An 18695-nucleotide genomic window follows, 5' to 3' on the forward strand; every position below is an offset into this window, starting at 1 on the left:
GCGCCCCGTTGCGGCGCTGCCGAGAGGACGACGCGAGCGGCCGAGGGCAGGCGACTGCCGACCGAGCGGCGTGGTCCTGACGGTTTCGGCGGCGGCTGAGCGAGCGCGCACGGTCTTCGGCCGGTCAGTGCCCGTCGATTGCGCCGGTTGAGCGCATTGGGCGAATTCCGGGTGGCCGGACGCCGTCAACAGCATCCGCGAGCCTGGGGCACGCTATTCCTGTCCGGTGACCAAGCCAGCACCTCGTACAGCCGATATTCCGCCGCCTACGACCACCCTGCCCTGCAAGCCCAAGGCCGGTTTCCCGCCCCGTACTCCCTTCGTCCTCGCTGTGGCCGGCGCCGTCCTCACGTGCTGTCTGAGCGCCTCGGCCGCCGTACCGCCACCGGTGGCCGCGCCCGCGCTGGACGCGAGCGTAACGGCCGTCCCGACCGCCAAGCTCGGCCGCAGCTGGCACACGGGCTGCCCGGTCCCGCCGTCCGGACTCCGGTTGATCCGGATGAACCACTGGGGTTTCGACGGCAAGGTCCACCCGGGCGAACTCGTCGTCGGGCAGCGGGCGGTGGCCCCGCTCCTCCAGGTCTTCGGGCGAGCCTTCCAAGCGCACTTCCCGATCCGGCAGATGAGGGTGATGGCGGAGTTCGACGGCGACGACGTGGCAGCGATGGCCGCCGACAACACGTCCGCCTTCAACTGCCGCTCCGTCACCGGAGATCCCGGCGAGGTCTCCCAGCACTCCTACGGCGACGCCGTGGACATCAACACGCTGGAGAACCCCTACGTGGATGTGAACGAGGTCGTGTACCCATCGGCCGGTGCCGTCTTCCTCGACCGGAACAGACACGACCAAGGCATGATCCACCAAGGTGATGCGATCAGTACGGCCATGCGCGAGGTCGGCTGGCAATGGGGCGGACGCTGGTCCCCGCCCGACTACCAGCACTTCTCGGCCAACGGCCGTGCGATCGCGGCCGGACCAGCCGGACTCAAGTCCGTTCACTAACCCGCTTTCCCCCTTGGACAGTTGGGGCGACACGACGGGACGGCTCGCCTGCACCGCGCCGGGAGGCGTCGGCCTGACTCCCGTGTCACCCCGGTCGCCGAGCGGCGGCCTTGAGGGGGTGGGGCAGCAGGCTCACGCGCCCGGGCCGGTAGCCGGCTGGTGCTCGCCCCGCGGAGCAGCGGAGCGGTCGAGCTCGTCCGTGGGGCGCTCCACGGCATCCGGGGCTCCCCTGCCTCCGGGGTGGCGGAGGGAGACGAGGAACGCGATGCCGAGCGCGATGGCCATGCCGTAGAAGACCCACTGGTTGGCCTGGGCGAAGTCCATCCGCACGCTCGACATGGCATCACGCGTGGCGGTGGCCGCCTGCCCGGTGCCGGTCGGGGCACGGGCGTCACCGTTGCCCGTCACCGCCTCGGCGATTTCCTTGGCGACTTGGTGCGCCGTGTTCGACGGCTGGCCACGGGACGTGAGCGTCGAGACGACGTTCTCGGTCGTCCGGTGGGTGAGAAGCGTGCCGAAGACGGCGAGGCCCACACTCGCGGCGTAGTTGCGTACGGTCTGCGTGATGCCGGTGACCTCGCCGTAGGAGGCTCCGATGGCCCGGTTGACCGCGTCGGTGGAGGCGGGCGCGAGGATGAAGCCGATGCCCGCACCGGCGAGGGCGACGTAGGGCCACTGGTCGTGCATCGACAGGTGGGTGAGCTTGCCCGCCCACAGGGCGAAGCCGACGGCGCCCAGAATGGTGCCGATCTTCATGGCCGGCCGGGCCCCTTGCTTGTCCAGCATGCGGCCGCCCCACTGGGAGGCGATCGCGAAGCCCGCGAAGAAGTACAGCAGGTACAGCGCCGCTTGGTTGGGCGAGGCGCTGAGCGAGACCTGGGCGTAGACCGAGGCGAAGAAGAAGACCGGGACGAAGGCCAGCATGGCGAAGAACAGCACCAGGGCGTCCACGGTGAACGCCTTGTCGCGGAACACCGCCAGGTTGACCAGCGGAGACCGCTTGCCCCTTTCGAAACGCCAGAACAGGCCCAGTATCAGCAGGCCGCCGACGATGCAGCCCCACGTCGCCGCGCTGTCCCAGCCCCAGGATGCGGCCTGCTGGAAGCCGAGCACGCTCAGCCCCATGCCGGCCGCGATGAGAACGGCGCCGATGCCGTCCAGCGTTTCGTCGCGTCGCCGATCAGGGATGCGGGCCAGTGCGGTCAGGACGAGGGCCACGATGGCGACGGGCACGTTCACCCAGAAGATCGCCCGCCAGGTCCAGCCGGTGAGCCAGCCGCCCAGCAGCGGGCCGATGGCCGTCAGCGCACCGGACAGACCGAAGAAGAGCGCCAGTGCCCGACCACGCCTCTCCACCGGGAACACTGCGACCACCACGGCCAGCGCCGCTGGAAACAACAGTGCTGCGCCCAGCCCCTGTGTCGCGCGGAAGACGATCAGCCAGGTCTGGGCGAAGTCCCCCTTGGGGACGCAGCCGCAGAGCACGGACGAGATGACGAACACCAGCGTGCCGATGATGACGATCCGGCGTGGCCCGAAGAGGTCCGCCAGCCGACCGCCCAGAGCGAAGAACGCCGCCAGCGACAGCAGGTAGGCGTTTACCACCCATTGCATCCCCGACGAGGACAGGCCCAGCTCGTTGACGATGTCAGGAGCCGCGATGGAGACGATCGTCTGGTCGATGAACGTCATCGAAACCGCGAACAGCATCGCCGCGAGGGCCAGTGTCTGGTTCGGGGTCCTGGGCGCCGGTTCGACGACTGCGCCCTGAGCCGAATGAGAGCCACTCACCAGAACATTGTCGGCCGATTCGCGAGGCGTCGCATCTGCAGGACGATCACCGTACGTCGCCTCTCGGTAACCACAGGGAAAAGTCAGTAACAGCCTGACAGCGCATCGGGATGCCGCCGCCACTGGCCCCGCAGACACCAGGTACCGCGGCTCACGCGCCCGCGCGCCCGCGCGCCCGCGTCGATCCGGCGGTAAGCGGTCATCCACAGGGAGACCCGGCCCCTCCCGCACCCGTGACGGCCGCGCGTAAAGCAAGCCAACTCGGCCTTCGCGCAACGCCGTTGTACCGTCGGCGCCCGGCGAGGAGGCGCACGTGCCCCGTATGCGAGCGGTACGTTCTCCGGCCTGGCCCAGAACCTGGCATCGGCCGGGCGAAGGGCGCTAATGTGCGCAAATGACTGATGTGATCATCCTTCACGGAGCCTGGCACCAGCCCGCTCACTACGCCGAACTAGCCGATCTGCTGCGCGCCCGGGAGCTGTCCGTGGAGGTGCCCGACCTCTACGAGCTGTCGCTCGCCGAGAGCACCGCGAAGGTCGAGGCCGTCGTCTGCGGCTCGTCACAGCCTCCGGTGGTGGTGGGACATTCCTTCGGAGGCGTCACTGCGGGAACGGTGCGTGGTGCTGCCGCACTGGTCTTTCTCAACAGCTGGATTCTCGACGTCGATGAATCCCCCGCCAAGATTCTCGGGGAGACACCTGGCGAGCCCGGCGAGGGATTGATCGCACTGCCGGATGCGGACGGGCGGCTCTGCCTGGACCCGGCCGATGCCCGGGCGAAACTCTTCGGCGACATCGACGAACCGGCGGCCACGCGTGCGATGGAGCTGCTGCGCCCGGAGCCTCCGACCATCTTCAACGCCACGCCAAGTCACGTGAGTTGGCGGGACACCCCGTCGATCTACCTCCGCGGGCAGCAGGACCGGACCATCGCGTCCCCCCTTCCGGACCGTTTCGCCAGGCGTTGCTCTCGGACGGAAACGTGGGACACCAGTCACTCGCCTTATCTGCGCCATCCCGCCGCCGTGGCCGACCTGATCCAGCACCAGCGAGCGGCCCACGCCAACTGAGCTGGGACCGAGTGCCGTTGGCCCGTTTGTTGCGACGCACCGATGACGGCGGACACCTCGCACACCTGACTCGCGGGCCAGGCTGACGTCATGCGGCCGGCCAAGGCTCGGTGATCCTGTGTCGGGCTGGTCTTGCCGACCAGCGCGAACACTTTCACCTGCGCGTTACGATGCGTCGGTTTGGAGGGGATCATGAGTCTTACCGTTCCGTCGGCTCCGGTGGACATCGCGGAGCACTTTCCGTCGCTCGTGCCATATGCGCGGGCCGTCACGCTGCTGTACCCGCGCATCGGCAATCCCGGGCGGGAGGACAGCTCGCTCGGCGGACCGCTGCTGTGGCCCGCCGACGAGACCTGGCCCACCTGCGCTGCGACCGACCACTACAACCCCGCACGTGACTGCGCGGTCGTCGGACCCGTCCCCGTCGCCATGGCGCCCGTATTGCAGCTGTTCCGGCGCGATGTCCCCGCCCTCGCGTTCCCACCCGGCACCGACGTGCTCCAGGTTCTCTGGTGCCCGCTGGTCCACTCCGAGCACGACCAGTGGTCACCGGTGCCGGTGCTGCGATGGCGCTCAACGGTCGAGGTGCTGGCCGAGCCGCTGCTCGAACAGGCAACGCCGCCGTACGAGTTCGACGACGACTATGTGCCGCAGCCCTGCGTAGTGCACCCGACCGGGACCGTGGAGTACCCGAACTGGGACCTGCCTGCCGAGCTCCTGGAACGTGTGGGCGAGTGGAGCGCCGAGTTGGAGGAGACTGTCGGCATCTCCTACTTCGACGCTTTCACCACTCAGCAGAGCAAGGTAGGTGGCTACCCGGGCTGGATGCAGGAACCGGACTGGCCGGACTGCGCCTGTGGCATCCCGATGGAGCACCTTCTGACGATCTCGGCGAGTGAGTCGTGCGGCCGATGGCTTCCAGTGGAAGAGCGCACCAGGCCCGGGTCCGGCTGGGAAGTACGCGCCCACGGCGAGCACGAGGAGGAGGACAGCCACGGTATGGCCATGGGTGACTGCGGCGGCGTCTACGTCTTCCTCTGTCGCAGCTGCCCCGGCTGGCCCTCGGTCCACCGCTACGACTGCTGAGCCCACTGCGCTGCCCGAACCCCTCCCTGCTCGATCTCCTGCCGGGGCAATTGGATGCCGAGAGCGTCCTCCAGCGCGTGGAAGTACAGCTCGAACTCGCTGGTGAGTTCGGGGTGGTCCAATTCGGCGCGGCGTACGGCCCGGTTGAGGAAGTCGAGCTGACCGCCTCGGAAGTAGGGGGCGCGGCCACGCTTGTACCAGATCAGTTCCAGGATGCCCCAGTCGTCGTCGACGCGGCGGCCGTCGCGCATGTAGTCGAAGGTGTAGATGGCCTTCGCGGAGGTCGCACTCAGCTCCACCGTCTCGGTGACGCCGAGCCGGGCGAGCGCCTCGGGACCGGGCCCGTAGTCGGGGACCTCGTGGTACATCAGGTACGCCCAGCCGCCGGCATGGCCGAAGCAGCAGGTCTCCCAGCCGATGTCCCAGAAATCGCGGGTCCCGCCGTCCGCGCCACCCAGGTCCGCAAGGCGGGTTCCGGCGGCGATCTGTGCGGGGTCGGCCCCGTAGAGCAGGGCGATCTGTTCGGCACTGATGTTGTCGCCACGGAAGAAGGCGAGGTGAGTGTAGGGGTCCTGCTCGCGCCAGCCGCCGGCGATCCAGGCGAGGCCCTCCAGCGGGTCGCGCCCGCACGGCTGCAAGGGCGCCCCGGACTGCTCGGCGTCCACGCCGCCGCTGCGGAACCTGCCGCCCCAGGCAGGGTCGATACGGTCCAGCAACTCGGCCTGCCGGGCGACGAGTTCCGTCTCCTCACCATGGCCCGGGGACGTGGTGGTGTGCTCGGCGAGCCTTTGGACGGCCTCCTCTGCGACGAAGTACAACACCAGGTCCAAGTCCCGGGTGGCGAAGACCTCCCGGTAAGGCCCGATGTGGCCGCGTACCATGCCGTCGTCGTCCAGGACCAGGAAGAGGGCCCCGTCCGGATCGCCGACGCGCTGTTCGTACTCGTCGGGCGAGGTGCCGATGAGCGGGAACAGCGCGTCGTCGAGCACGTCGGAGCCCACGACCACCTGGTGCCAGGCCTGCTTGAGTGTGTGTGCCGTTGTCTGCATGGCCGTCAGTATGCGACCAGGCACTGACACAGCGCCGCCGTCGACCGCCCCGCCGAGGCTCTTGATGGAGCTTGCGCAGATGGGGACTGGATCGCGCGTCGGCCTGTCCGTTGGTGTGATGGGACCGGGCTGGCGGGCTGCACTGTGGCACTCAGCTGACGCCTGGACGCCGGTTGGGCCGTAACCACCCCCGCGCAGACCAGGGAGACTTGCCATTCTCCTGTGCTGGAGGCCCCGTTCCGACCCCATCGCCAGGACTCTATACAGGGGCACTGACATCCATGGCGGTACCCACCCCGCCCTCGTCGTTCACTGGTCCAGACACAACTGCCTCTCCATCTGCGGGTGTTCAACGTCCTGGCCCGCGATCCCCCAGCCTGGGCGTCTCATCCGCGTGCCTGGCGCGAGACACGCTCGGCCGCCCTCCGCCGGACGCCGGCTCCGGTCGACGCCGGGACGGCCCGGCACCCGCGATGGGGATATCCCCACCCCCGAAGCGGTGGTGCGCCGTATGGGCAAAGGCGGCCGCAAACGGCGATCGTGACGTAACACGTCCACACACGTCCACACCTGTCCACCGCTCATCGGCGGCGACAGCGTTCGACAGGGATCGGCTCCACTGCCCGACGCTCCGGAGGACTGTCGAACCGACCACGAAGGGGGAACCGTGAAGCGTCCCGAGGACCAAGCTCTGGCGCGCCGTACGGTGCTGGCCATATCGGCGACGGCCGGGGCGGCGATGGTGTGGGGTGCCGCCGGGCGAGCCGCCGCCCATGGACGGAAGGGGCCGGTGGATCAAGGTGCGGTGGACGTCGAGGCGGCGCGACTGGAGCGGAAGCTGATCGAGCTGCGGCGGGACGTCCATCGACGCCCCGAGATGCCGGGGCAGGAGGAGCACACCGCCGGTGTGGTGGCCGGACAGCTGCGCGCGGCCGGGCTTGCGGTCACCACCCAGGTGGGAGGCCACGGCGTTGTGGGGGTGCTGCGGGGTTCGTCTCCCGGCCGGACCGTCGCGTACCGGGCGGACATGGACGCGGTGCCGCCGAAGGACATCGTCGGGGGCGGTCCGGCGTCGGCCCACGTCTGCGGGCACGACGTGCACACCATGGTGGCCATCGGCGTCGCGCAAGTTCTGGCACGGCTGCGGGAGCAACTGAGCGGGACGGTGGTGTTCCTCTTCCAGCCCGCGGAGGAGACCCTGACCGGGGCTCGCGCACTGATCGACACTGGAGTGCTGGAGCTCACCGGCGTGGAGGAGATCCACGCGCTGCACTGCGGGCCGTTCCCGGTCGGCCAGTTCGCCGTCACCCCCGGGTTCGGTCTGCCGGGTCTGGACACGGCGGAGGTGACCCTCGCGGGGCCGGATGCGCCCGATGCCGCACGGCGACTGGCTGCCGCGATCAGTGCGCTCGCCACGGTGACACCGCCGCAGACACCGGCTGACCTGGAGCGGATGATCTCCGACGCCCAGGTACCCGATGGGCCACTGGCCCGGTTCGTGACCGTCCGGGCCAGGGCGCAGGAAGCCGAGGTGAGCGTGTCCTACCGCTCCTGGCCGCAGGAGCGGTACACAGCCGTACGCCAGGACATCCGCCGCCTGGTCGCTTCTTTCCCGGGGGCCCCGGTGCACTTTCCCACCGAGCCGTTCCCCGCCATGGTCTGTCCCGAAGGTGACGCCGACGCGCTGGCCCGCCACCTCCGCCGCACGCGGGGCCGCGATGCGGTTGCCGTGCTCCACGCCGCGTTCCCTCCGTTCAGCGGCGAGGACTTCGCCCTCTACCTGGACCGCATGCCCGGTACGTTCACGTTCCTCGGCGTCCACACCCCTGGCGCGCCCATCACCAGTGCCTACCCGCACTACCCCGACTTCGGCCCGGACGAGCGCGCGATCGGCATCGGCGTACGGGCGATGGCGGGGTGGGTCGCCAAGCGGGCCTGCGCATAGGTAATTTGACGATCCGTTAGTTCACCATGGGCCGCGACGAACTGTTCACCGGCTGCGGCATCCGATCGGCCGGCCGACAGCGAGCCCTGCCGAGGTGATCACCGCAGCACCCGGCAGACCGTGCCGCGCGCAACCGCCCTGGCCTGCCTACAAGTGGTCCCCTCTGCCTGCCGGTTTCGGCGGATGCGTTCCGCCGCCGTCCTTGATGTCCTGCTGGCAGGTACGTCGGTCGTAGGACTGGTCGTTGGGGAGCAGTAGCACGTCGGCAACCTGCTCAGGGTGCTCGACGGTGAGCCAGTCGTCGCCCGTGAGGGCTCCGTTCGGCCCGGACCACGCCCCGGACGAATAGACCGTCCGACAGCCCAGTGCCACGCGTTCCTTGTCGACGGCGCAGGCATCCACCGCGGGGCCCGATGCCGGGTCGGCGCCGTCGAAACGGTAGTGGAAATGGACCTTGTCGCCTTCGGAAGGCACCTGCGGGTGGGGTTCGAGGCGCCAGTCGACGACCTCGGTGGTGACGCCGATCCGCCGCCCGGACGAGTTCTCGATCTGCACCCTGGTACCGGCCTCGCCACGCTTCGCCCTCGTGTCGGTGCAGCCCCAGGAGGAGCATCCGGACAGGGCGACGATCATCAGGGTCAACGAGGCAGCGGCTGGTACCCGTGCGGGGAACACTGGGATTGACCTCCGGTCGGGGTGGGGCGCAGCAGTGTATCCGGGACCCGGCAGGCACCGTTGGCGGCGTTGGCCGCGGGCGGCCGATGCCGGTCGGCCCGGTATGCGTCGGACTTGCGAATTGACCCTGGCGGTGCGGGAGTTGACCGTGCCCGGCGCGGAACCGATTCGCGGAAGGGGGCGTCCCTCTTCTCGCCTGTGGGCATCGTGGTATCCGAGACAGAGCGCGAGACGCACGGGAGGGATGTCAGGCATGGGAAGCGTGGGAGGACGGGATCCGGGGCCGGTTCGGCAGGCGCACCCCGCAGACGTGTCCGCCGCCTCCGCCGAGACCGTCGTGCTGCCCGCGACCATCGGCCCGTACGTGGTGATGCGCCCGCTCGGCGGTGGCGGGATGGGCGTGGTGTCCCTGTGCCGGGCCGCGTCCGGGCGTCTGGTGGCGGTCAAGCAGGTGCGGGAGGAGTACGCCGACGATCCGGCGTTCCGCAGCCGCTTCCGCCGGGAGGTGGCGGCCGCCCGCAGGGTCAGCGGCGTGTACACGGTGTCCATCGTGGATGCGGACACCGAGGGGCACCGGCCGTGGGTGGCCAGTACCTACATTGCCGGGCCGACGCTCGACCAGGCGGTGCGCGTCTGCGGCTCCTTCCAGGAGCCGGCCCTGCGGGCGCTCGGGACGGGGCTCGCCGAGGCTTTGGGGGCCGTTCACGGTGTGGGCCTCGTGCATCGCGATCTCAAGCCGCAGAACGTACTGCTCGCCGGTGACGGGCCGCGCGTCATCGATTTCGGGATCAGCAAGGCGCTGGACGAGACCCGTATGACGGGTACCGGCACGGTGATCGGCTCGCCCGCCTTCATGGCGCCCGAGCAGATCACGTCGTCGCACGATGTCGGCCCGGCGGGCGACGTCTTCGCGCTCGCCGGGCTGCTCGTCTACGCGGCTTGTGGGGAAGGGCCGTTCGGGACGGCCGACGAGGGGGCGCTGCACCGGGTGATGACGGCCGAGCCCGATCTGTCCGGTGTGCCCTACTCGCTGCATCCGCTGTTGCAGCGCTGCCTGGACAAGACCCCGTCCCGGCGGCCCGCGCTGGACGAGGTGCTCGCCGCTCTCGCCCCCACCGACCCGGCGGACCTGTTGATCCCGGCGCTGCGCGAGGACTTGGCGGTGCGTGCCCGCGACGCCGAGCTGATGGCCGTGGCGCCGCCACCGCCCGCCATGGTGCCCGGTGGGGTCGGTCGCGGGCCGCGGCTGAGCCGACGCCGGGTGTTGATCGGCGGGCTCGGAGCCTTGGTCGCACTCGGCGCGGGCGGAGCGGCGATCGCCTTCAGAAGCAGCGACGGGAAGGACGGCCGGAGCACCGCGGACAGCGGGAAGCCGCTCGGGAAGACGATCCGTACCGTCGAACTCACCGACCCGCCCGCGCCGTTGTGGACGAAGCCGGGACCCGCCAACTCCGTCCTGCCCGACCTGCGGGCCTTCGGCTCGGTCGCGGTCCTGCGTGACTCGGCCTATACAGCGGCGTTCGACGCCACCACCGGTACCGTCCGCTGGAACCATGGCATCGGGTTGAACGACCAGTTGGCGCCGGGCAGCAGTGACCCCTTCACGCTCAAGGAAACCGTCGTCGGTCTCACCGACAGCGCGGTGCTCGTGTCGCGACTCGGCTTCGATTCGACCGTCCTGCGGTACGAGGTGGCAACCGTGGACCCCGGTACTGCCCGGACACGGTCCAAGAGCACGGTCCTGCCCCCGTCCGTCACCCCTGCCTCGCTGCTGGCTTCCTCCGACGACACCGTCTACTGCCTGGGCAACACCGTGAGCGGAGACCTGCTTCACCCGACCCCAGGGGCCACCCCCGGCTACCAGGTCGGCCAGGCCGTCGTCGCCATCGGGCTTGCCGCGGGCGGCATCCGCTGGCAGAAGCCGTTCGGCGCCGGCGCCGCCGTGGGCACGACCCGCTACGCCGCCGACCGAGGCGGCTTCTACTACACGGAGGACACGCCCAAGGGCCTCACGGTGCACGCACTCGACGCGGCGCGCGGCGCTTCACGCTGGTCCGTCGAGGTGCCCGCCGACCCTGACGGCAGCCTGCCGGACTACATGCAGAACGCCGGCTCGGGCGCCGCGTCGGCGCTCACGGTGGCCGACGACGTGCTGATCACGCTCAACCTCAAGGGCGGCATGACCGCGTACGACACGGCGAACGGGCATCGCCGCTGGGCGGTTCCGGTCACTGCCGGAACCCCGCCGGTCGTGGTGGGGAGCCTCGTTCTCACCAACACCACGAGCGGCGTGTACGCAGTCGACCTGCGCACCGGCGACGTCAAGTGGCACATCGAGAGCCCCGTCCAGCTGTCTCCCTTCAGCTTCCTCGGCCGCACCATCGCCGCCTCGGAACAGGTGACCGCCGTACTGTTCAGCACCATCAGGGTCAACGGCGACGGCTCCACCTCCAGCGGGACCGGCGGCTGCCTCGTACTGCGCACCTCGGACGGCAAGCAACTGTGGGCCCTGCGGGAGAATGCGGGCTCGTCCGGCGTGCCCGCGCCGTCCACCGCCCCCTCGCCGTCCGGCATCGGCGGCACGTCCAAGGGGTTCGGCATGTGGAGCGTGGCGGTGGCGGGCAGCACCGTGTTCCTCAGCGGTGGTGGCCGCGTCCGTGCGTACCGGACGGACGCCGGGTGACTGTGCCCGTCTCGGCCGCGTCCCCGGCGATGCCACCGGAGGCGCCCCTCCCGGCCACCGTGGGCCCGTACCGGGTGATCCGGCTGCTCGGCTCCGGCGGCATGGGCCGGGTCTATCTCGCCGCGACCAGAGCGGGGCGCCCGGTGGCGGTGAAGGTCGTACGGGACGCCTATGCGCAGGACCGGCACTTCCGCGAGCGCTTCCGGGCCGAGACGGAGGCCGCGCTCAAAGTCAGCGGTGCCTTCACCGCGCCCGTCCTCGCCGCGGACCCCGACGCGGCACAGCCCTGGCTCGCCACCGCGTACCTGCCCGCGCCATCGCTCAGCGACGCCGTCGCCGCGCACGGGGCGATGCCCGAACCGACCGTGCGCACGCTGGCAGCGGGGCTCGCCGACGCGCTCGCGGCGATCCACGCGGCAGGCGTCGTACACCGTGACCTGAAGCCGTCCAACATCCTTCTGGCGGACGACGGGCCCCGGGTCATCGACTTCGGCATCGCCCGCGCCGTGGAGGGTGCGGGCCTCACCGGCACCGGACAAATCGTCGGCACTGCCGGATACATGCCGCCGGAACAGATCAACGGACGCACCAGCACCGCTGCCGGGGACGTGTTCTCGCTCGGCGCCACCCTCGCCTTCGCCGCCAGTGGCCGCGGCGCGTTCGGCGCGACCGGCCTGCACATCCTCCTGTACCGGACGGTGCACGAGGAGCCCGATCTGGCGGACGTACCGGAAGGCCTGCGCGATGCGATCGCCGCGTGCCTGGTCAAGGAGCCGTGGCAGCGGCCCCAAGTGCCCGAACTTGGCGCCCTGTTCGGCGCCCCGGCTCTTCCGAGCACCGGCTGGCTGCCGGAGCGCGTGGAGCGGGACCGGCGGCGGCGCGAGGCCACGGTCCGGGAGGAGCTCGAACGTGCGCGGGCCCCTCGGTGGTGGGGTCGGCGGCGCGTGCTCGCGGCCGCGGGTGGCGGGCTCGCCGCCGCGGCCGTCGGCGCCTGGTACCTCGCCGGCGGTGCCGGGTCCGGGGCTCGGCCGAAGCCGCCTCGCGTCCTGTGGCAGTCCCCACTCCCCGAGGGATTCGCCCATGTGTCGACGACCGTGAGTGGGCGTCTCCTTGCCTGCGCGGAGAGCGGGGCCGGAGCGGCCGTCCTCGACCCGGACTCGGGCAAGGTCCTCTGGAAGAAGCCCCCTTACGGCTCCGCACCCACGGCGACGGACGAACACACCGTGTACGCAATCGAGTTGGACGGAGCCGTGCACGCCCGCGACGCGCTGTCCGGCGACAGGCAGCACTGGCGGTTCGCCCCGCCGGGCGACAGCAGCCCCGAGAGTACGGACCTGGCCGTGGCGGCGGGTGAGGCGGGATGGGCGTACGTCACGTCGGTCCTGACCGGTGACCTGTACGCCGTGGACGAGACAGGCCGGCAGCGGTGGCACCGCCCCGCCCCGCGCACCACGGTGTACCCGCGCGGCGGGGTGCTCCTGTGCGTGACCCGCACCAGCGGTGGGGGCTGCACGGTACAGGCCCTTGACGCGCGATCCGGCAAGGACCTGTGGCGCTTTCCCGCGGACGTCTTCGGCATCGGCAGCACCCCGGGCGACCGCGTCGCGGTGGCGCTGCGTCGCGACACCGCCGAACTGACCGCCTTGCGCCTGTCCGACGGCCGCCCGCTGTGGCGGGTGCCGAGCGGCCTCGCCTCCGCCGACGCCGTTCAGGGCGAGACCCTCGCGGCGTCGACGCAGCTCAGTCCCGACGGCAAGAAGGTCCTGCTCCAACAGAGCCTGAACAAGGGCCCGTTCGCGGTTCTCGACGCGAACTCCGGCACGGTGCTGTGGCGTGGGCACCCGACGACCGGACAGCGGCTGACGCCGTTCGACGACACCCTCTTCACCACCGCGGCGCCGCCGGGCATCGACATCAGCGCAGGGCACGGCCCGCTCACGGAGTACGACCTGCGCACGGGCGAGCGCCGCTGGGTCACCGCGGATCTGGGCAAGGGGCTGGCCATGGTTCTCGACGCGCGGGCGGACCTTGTGCTGCTCGGCGTCGCGGGCGGCGCGCACCCAGGGCTCTACGCCTACGCGCGGGCCGACGGCGGCCGGATCTGGAGCCGCCCGTACCAGGGTGGCGCCCCCTCCCCCGCACCCTGGACGTCGACGACCGCGGGATCTCGTACCTATGTCTGCGACGGCACGACGGTCACGGCCCTCGCGTTCGGCGCGGGATAGGGACCGGAGCGGCTCGCATCGCCGATCGCTCTCCGTGGCCGGCCGGGCCGGAGGACATGGCCATTCGGCGGCCGCCGGCGCATTGCGGCAACCGGTCCGGCGCCCCTGCATCAGTCCGCGAGCATGGCGAGCCAGTCGATCAGCAGGCCGTTGACCTCGTCGGGGCGTTCCTGCTGGATCCAGTGGCCACATGCCTCCAGGATGTGGGAGGCCGACAGGCCGGGGAGCGTGGTGGGGTAGGCCTCGATGGCGTCGGACATCCAGGTGGTGGAGGCGTCCAGGGCACCGCCGATGAACAGGGAGGGCTGCTTGATGGGCACTCCGCGGTGCGATGCGAGGTCTTCCCAGTCGCGGTCCATGTTGCGGTAGCGGTTGAGCGCGCCGGTCAGGCCGGTGCGCTCGAACTCCGCCGCGTAGACGTCGAGGTCGTCCTCGCTCAGCCAGACCGGGAGCGGACCGGCGGGGAATCGGTCGCGCAGTTGGCCGCCATGGGCGACGAAATGCGGGTCGGCCTGGTCGGGGGCGGGCAGGGTGTCGCCGGACAGGGCGGCGAAGAAGCCCGCGAGCCAGCCGCGGACGTCGGGCTCGATCTCCGCCTCGGCGCGGCCCGGCTTCTGGAAGTAGGAGACGTAGAACTCCTGCTCCGGGCCGCCGATCCGGCCGAAGATGTCGGTGGGACGGGGGCCGCCGGGCGGCGCATAGGGAACGCTCAGCAGTCCGACGGCGCGGAAGATCTCCGGGTGGAGCAGCGCGGAGACGGCGGCGATGTTGGACCCCCAGTCATGGCCGACGACCACCGCGCGCTCCTCGCCGAGGGCGCGCACGACCGCCACGTTGTCCTCCACCAGGTCGAGCATCCGGTAGGCCTCGGTCGCCGCGGGCTTGGAGGAACGGCCGTAGCCGCGCACGTCGATCGCCACCGCCCGGTAGCCGGCCGCGGCGAGAGCCGGGAGCTGGCGGCGCCAGGAGTACCAGGACTCGGGGAATCCGTGCACGAGCAGGACCAGGGGCCCGGTGCCCTGCTCGACCAGGTGCAGGCGCCCGGCCGGGACCTCGACGGTGCGGTGGCGGAGTCCGGTGGTCGGCTCGGGCTGCATGGGCTTCTCCTCGGTTCGCGGGCTGACGCGGCTACCCGTCGATCATGCGCCGCGGCCGCTGCCCGACGCGATCCACCTTGCCATGCTGGCAAACTTGCAGGACAGCAGGGTGGAGGAGCCCAGGGCAGGAAGGCGCGAGACGTGGCAGTCGACGACGTGGACGGCACACTGGCCGCGATGGGCCCGCGGCTGCGTGCCGCGCGCGAGCGGCACGGCGCGACGCTCGCCGGTGTCGCCGGCGCGACCGGCATCTCGCCGAGCACGCTGTCGCGGATGGAGACCGGCCGGCGCCACCCTACCCTGGAGGTGCTGCTACAGCTGTCGAAGGAGTACGGGGTTTCCTTGGACGAGTTGGCCGGCACGGCGCCCGCCCCGCGAGCCGCGGTAACGCTGAGCTTCGGGGACGACAAAGCGGTACTGCCGTTGACCCGTTATGTCGGCGGCCTGCACGCCCACAAGCACGTCCTGCCCGCCCTGGAGGACCCGCCCGCGCGGCCCCGGCAGGTCTCCCACGACGGCTACGAGTGGCTGTGCGTCCTGTACGGGCGACTGTGGCTCGCGCTCGGCGACCACGACCTGGTCCTGGTCGCCGGCGACGTGACCGAGTTCGACACACGCACCCCGCACGGGGTGGCGAACGCCGGAGCCGGCGGCCCGGTCGAGTACCTGGTGATGTTCGGACCGCAGGGCGAGCGCCCCCGGCCGCGCACCCCTTCGGCCACGGGCCACGCGAGCCGGCCGGATCGTGCCCGCACCGGCCGCGAAGCCCGGCCATAGAGGCCGGAACCCACACGCATGCCCATGGTGTGCCGCGCGGCCGGAAGTGTTCCGTGCGGCCCCTGCCCCGTTGATGCCTCGCCGCATCGCCGGTTCCATGAGCACAGCCCGGTGGCGCCGTGCCGCCGGCAGGACGTGCAAGGGGGTTGGGGAGAGGATGCGGCGATTGAGAACGCTCTCGACCAGAGCGAGGGCACGGACGAACGGAACATCCCGAAGACTGAGTGCGGCGGCGCTGATCGGCGTCGCCGCACTCGTCGTCCCGGTAGGTCCGGCCGCGGCGGCACAGGGCGCCCCGCCGCCCGGCCCCGCGGAGGTGGTTCCGGGGCAGCACACGGCGACGCCCGCGCTGGTGCAGGGCATCCGTGAGGAGGCCCCGGCCGCGGGAAGTGCCGCAGAGGCGGCCCGCGCCCACCTCGCGGGAAAACCGGACCGGTACGGGATCGCGTCCCCGGCACGGGACTTGGACCCGGTGGGCACCATCAGCAGCGGGGCCGGACAGGAGACGGTGCGCTTCCAGCAGAAGCACCAGGGCGTGCCGGTCCTCGGTGGCCAGTACCTCGTACGCATGGAGAAGAAGGACGGACGACGCGTCGTCACCGGAACGTCGGGCCAGTACTTCACCGGACTGCGAACCGGCACGACACCCGAGATCAGCGACGAACTGGCCGTCGAGCGGGCTGTGGACGCGGTCCTCACGGACCTGCACGCGCAGGAGTTCACCCCGCGCCGGGGCAGCGAGGAGACCGAGCCGCAGCTCACCGGCACGCCACGCGGGCTGGTCGTCCTGCCGAGCGGGGGCGGGGTGCTCGCCCGGCACATCACCGTACGGGGCAAGGACCCGGCGAGCGCAGAACCGGTGGCGCGCGAGGTGTACGTCGACGCCCAGGCCGGATATCCGGTCCTTCAGTACAGCGGGATCCAGACGTTCGGCGCACCGGCCGCAGCAGCCGGCAAGAACCCCCCGGCACACCTCGCCGCGGCCCCGGCGTCCGGCGTCGCGGGCTCGGGTGTCCGGCTCGACGGGAAGCCCGTCGAGCTTCAGGTGGACCGTGACGAGGCACGCAACTCCTATGTTCTGCGCGACCGTTCGCGAATTCAGGGCGACAACGTCCTCGCCACCTGGGACGCCCGCGGCAAGTGGGCCAGTGACCTCGTCGGCACGTGGCCGGAGGACATCCTGGAAGTGGCCTCCGCCACCCCGGCCTTCGGCGCCGAGGCGACCGAGTCCGGCGCGGTGGACGCCCACTGGGCCGCGGGCCAGGTCCACGACTACTACAAGGACAAGTTCGGCCGCGACAGCCTGGACGGCCACGGCATGACCGTCAACTCCCTCGTGGGAGTGACCGATTACGGCCAGCCGTACGTCAACGCCTTCTGGGACGGCCAGAAAATGGTGTACGGCAGCGGTGACGCCGAGTACCGGCCGTTGTCCGCGGGGCTCGACGTGGTCGGCCACGAGATGACCCACGGCGTCATCGAGCACTCGGCGGGTCTGGTCTACGCCGGTCAGTCGGGAGCGATGAACGAGGCCATCGCCGACTACTTCGGCAACGCCATCGAGAACACCGCGTACGGCACCCCCACCGACCATCCCGACTCGGGTCTCCTCGGCGAACGGCTCTGCCGGACCAAGGCTCCGCGTGCCTGCGCCCTGCGCGACATGGGCGACGGGCGGACCACCGCCAAGTCCTTCCTCGGTGTGGGTTTCGGCACCGACAACGGCGGCGTCCACCTCAACTCGACCATCTTCTCCGGCGCGTTGTGGAACATCCGGCAGGACCTCGGTGCGGCCGTAGCCGACCGCGTCGTGTACAAAGCGCTCACCGAATACCTCACCCCGATCGACGGCTTCACGCAGGGCCGGGCCGCGGTACTCGCCGCGGCGAAGGACCTCAAGGTTCCCGCGAGCGGCCTCAAGGCCGTGCAGCGCGCCTTCAACGCCCGTGGCATCGCGCCGGGTTGGGAACTCGCGCTGGGCGTGGACTCCGACCGGCTCCTCGACCGGGTCAACACGAGCAGATCACGGGTCGGCGCGGGCGGCGGCTGGTGGACGGCATCCACGTCCAACGAGGCGGGCTCGGAGGCGTACTCGGTGTGGGCCGGACGGGCCGACGGCAAGGGCCAGTCGAAACTGATGAGCCCCAACGACGGGCGCTACCACGTCAATCCGGCGACCGACGGAAAAACCGTGGTGTGGCAGGCGTACGGGGCGAACGGCGTGGACATCCTGGCCAGGCCACTGGCAGGCGGTCCGGTGCGCGCACTGTGGCACACCAGCCGGAGCGTGGGCGCCTCGACGGCCGTGGACGGCGACACCGTGACGTTCCCCTACTACAACTACGGCGGGCGGCCCGGCATCGCCTATCTGAGCCTGAAGGACCCGGCGAGCGCGGTCCAGCTCGGCGGGGGCACCTACCACCGGACGTACTTCCCGTCCGTGAGTCACGGCAAGGTCGTCTACCAGGACATGCAACGGGTCCGCGGCACACCCGTCACCTACCAGTACACGACCCGCGTCGTCGACATCGCGGCCGGTACGGACACGGTGGTCCAGGAGGCAGCCGCCAACGCGAGCCTGGGCCCGACGGCCGTCAACGGCACCCACGTCTACTGGCTTACCGACGAGCTCGACGGCGACGGCACTACGGCGCTGCGCCGGGCCGGCTTCGACGGGGCCGGTGCGGTCGACCTCAGCCCGGAGGTCGGCCCGGACGCGCTGAACGCGTACGACCTCACGGCGTCCGAGGACGCGGTGACGGTCGGAGCGCGGACGTACGACCCCGAGTACCACAACGAGTCGCTCGCCAAGCTGTGGCAGTTCTCGGCGACCGCGTCGCCTTCGGACGACGGCGCGCGCAAGGGCCGGGTCTCGTGCAACCGCGGTGATCAGCTCTCGGCCGCGGCGGCGGCCGGCGGTCAGGTGGTCTGGGTCGACGCGACCACCGGCATCAGCCAGGTGGTGACCCGCACCCGGCCCACCGGACGCTGCGCCTGACGGACCGGGTGCGCCCGGCGCCCCGGCTACGCCAAGGGACCGGGGGCCGCAGGCCGTCTCGTCGGCACTGCGGCCGCTGACGGCGGACGAGGTCACCGGTGACCAGCAGGCCCGGTCACCGGTGACCAACCGGGCCTCGTCCGTCATCGCCCCGGGCCGGGCCCGTGTCCCTCCGATCCACCAGGGCGGGACCAGTCCGTTGGAGCCCGAGGCCCCCGTTCCGCTGATTTCTTCGATGGCTTACGCTGCCGAACGGCGACGCGATCCGCGCCGTGAGCCGAGAGGTCAGTGGCACGG

12 protein-coding genes are annotated in these 18695 nt (G+C 71.0%); 8 read left to right on the forward strand and 4 right to left on the reverse strand.

Translation table 11 applies throughout. From position 1 onward, the window contains the following. The first annotated feature begins 331 nt into the window (after positions 1 to 331). Complete coding sequence (locus IE267_RS35095; RefSeq protein WP_189766002.1) at positions 332 to 1003, forward strand: M15 family metallopeptidase; 672 nt, start codon at positions 332 to 334, stop codon at positions 1001 to 1003. Positions 1004 to 1135: 132 nt separating this feature from the next. On the opposite strand, the gene IE267_RS35100 is transcribed toward IE267_RS35095, so the two are convergent. Beyond that, the gene (locus IE267_RS35100; protein ID WP_189766042.1) at positions 1136 to 2713 is read right to left on the reverse strand and encodes an MFS transporter; all 1578 of its coding nucleotides are present in this window, start codon (positions 2711 to 2713) and stop codon (positions 1136 to 1138) included. 475 nt (positions 2714 to 3188) lie between these two features. Here IE267_RS35100 and IE267_RS35105 point away from each other — a divergent pair, with 475 nt between their 5' ends. Both IE267_RS35105 and IE267_RS35110 read left to right on the forward strand, forming a co-directional pair. Then, the gene (locus IE267_RS35105; RefSeq protein ID WP_189766003.1) at positions 3189 to 3863 is read left to right on the forward strand and encodes an alpha/beta hydrolase; all 675 of its coding nucleotides are present in this window, start codon (positions 3189 to 3191) and stop codon (positions 3861 to 3863) included. A gap of 192 nt (positions 3864 to 4055) precedes the next feature. Next, complete coding sequence (locus IE267_RS35110; RefSeq protein WP_229861607.1) at positions 4056 to 4949, forward strand: hypothetical protein; 894 nt, start codon at positions 4056 to 4058, stop codon at positions 4947 to 4949. On the opposite strand, the gene IE267_RS35115 is transcribed toward IE267_RS35110, so the two are convergent. After that, on the reverse strand, positions 4937 to 5998 hold the full coding sequence (locus tag IE267_RS35115) for a hypothetical protein (protein WP_189766004.1): 1062 nt from the start codon (positions 5996 to 5998) through the stop codon (positions 4937 to 4939). The two genes, IE267_RS35110 and IE267_RS35115, sit on opposite strands and share 13 nt — an antisense overlap. 739 nt (positions 5999 to 6737) lie before the next feature. Here IE267_RS35115 and IE267_RS35120 point away from each other — a divergent pair. Next, the gene (locus IE267_RS35120; RefSeq protein WP_189766044.1) at positions 6738 to 7943 is read left to right on the forward strand and encodes a M20 metallopeptidase family protein; all 1206 of its coding nucleotides are present in this window, start codon (positions 6738 to 6740) and stop codon (positions 7941 to 7943) included. Between the two features lie 147 nt (positions 7944 to 8090). On the opposite strand, the gene IE267_RS35125 is transcribed toward IE267_RS35120, so the two are convergent. After that, entirely contained in the window at positions 8091 to 8576 is a 486-nt protein-coding gene (locus tag IE267_RS35125; RefSeq protein WP_189766005.1) for a hypothetical protein, read from the reverse strand. A 352-nt stretch (positions 8577 to 8928) separates the two neighbouring features. On the opposite strand from IE267_RS35125, the gene IE267_RS35130 reads away from it, so the two are divergent. Both IE267_RS35130 and IE267_RS35135 read left to right on the forward strand, forming a co-directional pair. Beyond that, a complete protein-coding gene (locus tag IE267_RS35130) occupies positions 8929 to 11301 on the forward strand; it encodes a serine/threonine-protein kinase (protein ID WP_189766006.1) in 2373 nt (790 codons plus the stop codon). Continuing rightward, on the forward strand, positions 11298 to 13526 hold the full coding sequence (locus IE267_RS35135; RefSeq protein ID WP_189766007.1) for a serine/threonine-protein kinase: 2229 nt from the start codon (positions 11298 to 11300) through the stop codon (positions 13524 to 13526). The genes IE267_RS35130 and IE267_RS35135 overlap by 4 nt, the downstream gene beginning before the upstream one ends. 110 nt (positions 13527 to 13636) lie before the next feature. On the opposite strand, the gene IE267_RS35140 is transcribed toward IE267_RS35135, so the two are convergent. Then, on the reverse strand, positions 13637 to 14623 hold the full coding sequence (locus IE267_RS35140; RefSeq protein ID WP_189766008.1) for an alpha/beta fold hydrolase: 987 nt from the start codon (positions 14621 to 14623) through the stop codon (positions 13637 to 13639). 141 nt (positions 14624 to 14764) lie between these two features. Here IE267_RS35140 and IE267_RS35145 point away from each other — a divergent pair, with 141 nt between their 5' ends. Beyond that, positions 14765 to 15400 carry a helix-turn-helix domain-containing protein gene (locus IE267_RS35145; protein ID WP_189766009.1) on the forward strand — a complete coding sequence of 212 codons (636 nt, stop codon included), beginning with the start codon at positions 14765 to 14767 and terminating at the stop codon, positions 15398 to 15400. 157 nt (positions 15401 to 15557) lie between these two features. Then, complete coding sequence (locus tag IE267_RS35150; RefSeq protein WP_189766010.1) at positions 15558 to 18398, forward strand: M4 family metallopeptidase; 2841 nt, start codon at positions 15558 to 15560, stop codon at positions 18396 to 18398. Positions 18399 to 18695 lie beyond the last annotated feature (297 nt).

Source organism: Streptomyces xanthochromogenes (assembly GCF_014650455.1).
Classification (GTDB): Bacteria; Actinomycetota; Actinomycetes; order Streptomycetales; family Streptomycetaceae; genus Streptomyces; species Streptomyces xanthochromogenes.

Excerpts from the sequence above, each read along its gene's own strand:
- IE267_RS35105 (WP_189766003.1), top strand. The coding sequence starts at position 3,189 with ATGACTGATGTGATCATCCTTCACGGAGCCTGGCACCAGCCCGCTCAC.
- IE267_RS35125 (WP_189766005.1), bottom strand. The coding sequence starts at position 8,576 with ATGATCGTCGCCCTGTCCGGATGCTCCTCCTGGGGCTGCACCGACACG.
- IE267_RS35100 (WP_189766042.1), bottom strand. The coding sequence starts at position 2,713 with ATGCTGTTCGCGGTTTCGATGACGTTCATCGACCAGACGATCGTCTCC.
- IE267_RS35110 (WP_229861607.1), top strand. The coding sequence starts at position 4,056 with ATGAGTCTTACCGTTCCGTCGGCTCCGGTGGACATCGCGGAGCACTTT.
- IE267_RS35150 (WP_189766010.1), top strand. The coding sequence starts at position 15,558 with ATGCGGCGATTGAGAACGCTCTCGACCAGAGCGAGGGCACGGACGAAC.
- IE267_RS35115 (WP_189766004.1), bottom strand. The coding sequence starts at position 5,998 with ATGCAGACAACGGCACACACACTCAAGCAGGCCTGGCACCAGGTGGTC.
- IE267_RS35120 (WP_189766044.1), top strand. The coding sequence starts at position 6,738 with ATGGTGTGGGGTGCCGCCGGGCGAGCCGCCGCCCATGGACGGAAGGGG.
- IE267_RS35140 (WP_189766008.1), bottom strand. The coding sequence starts at position 14,623 with ATGCAGCCCGAGCCGACCACCGGACTCCGCCACCGCACCGTCGAGGTC.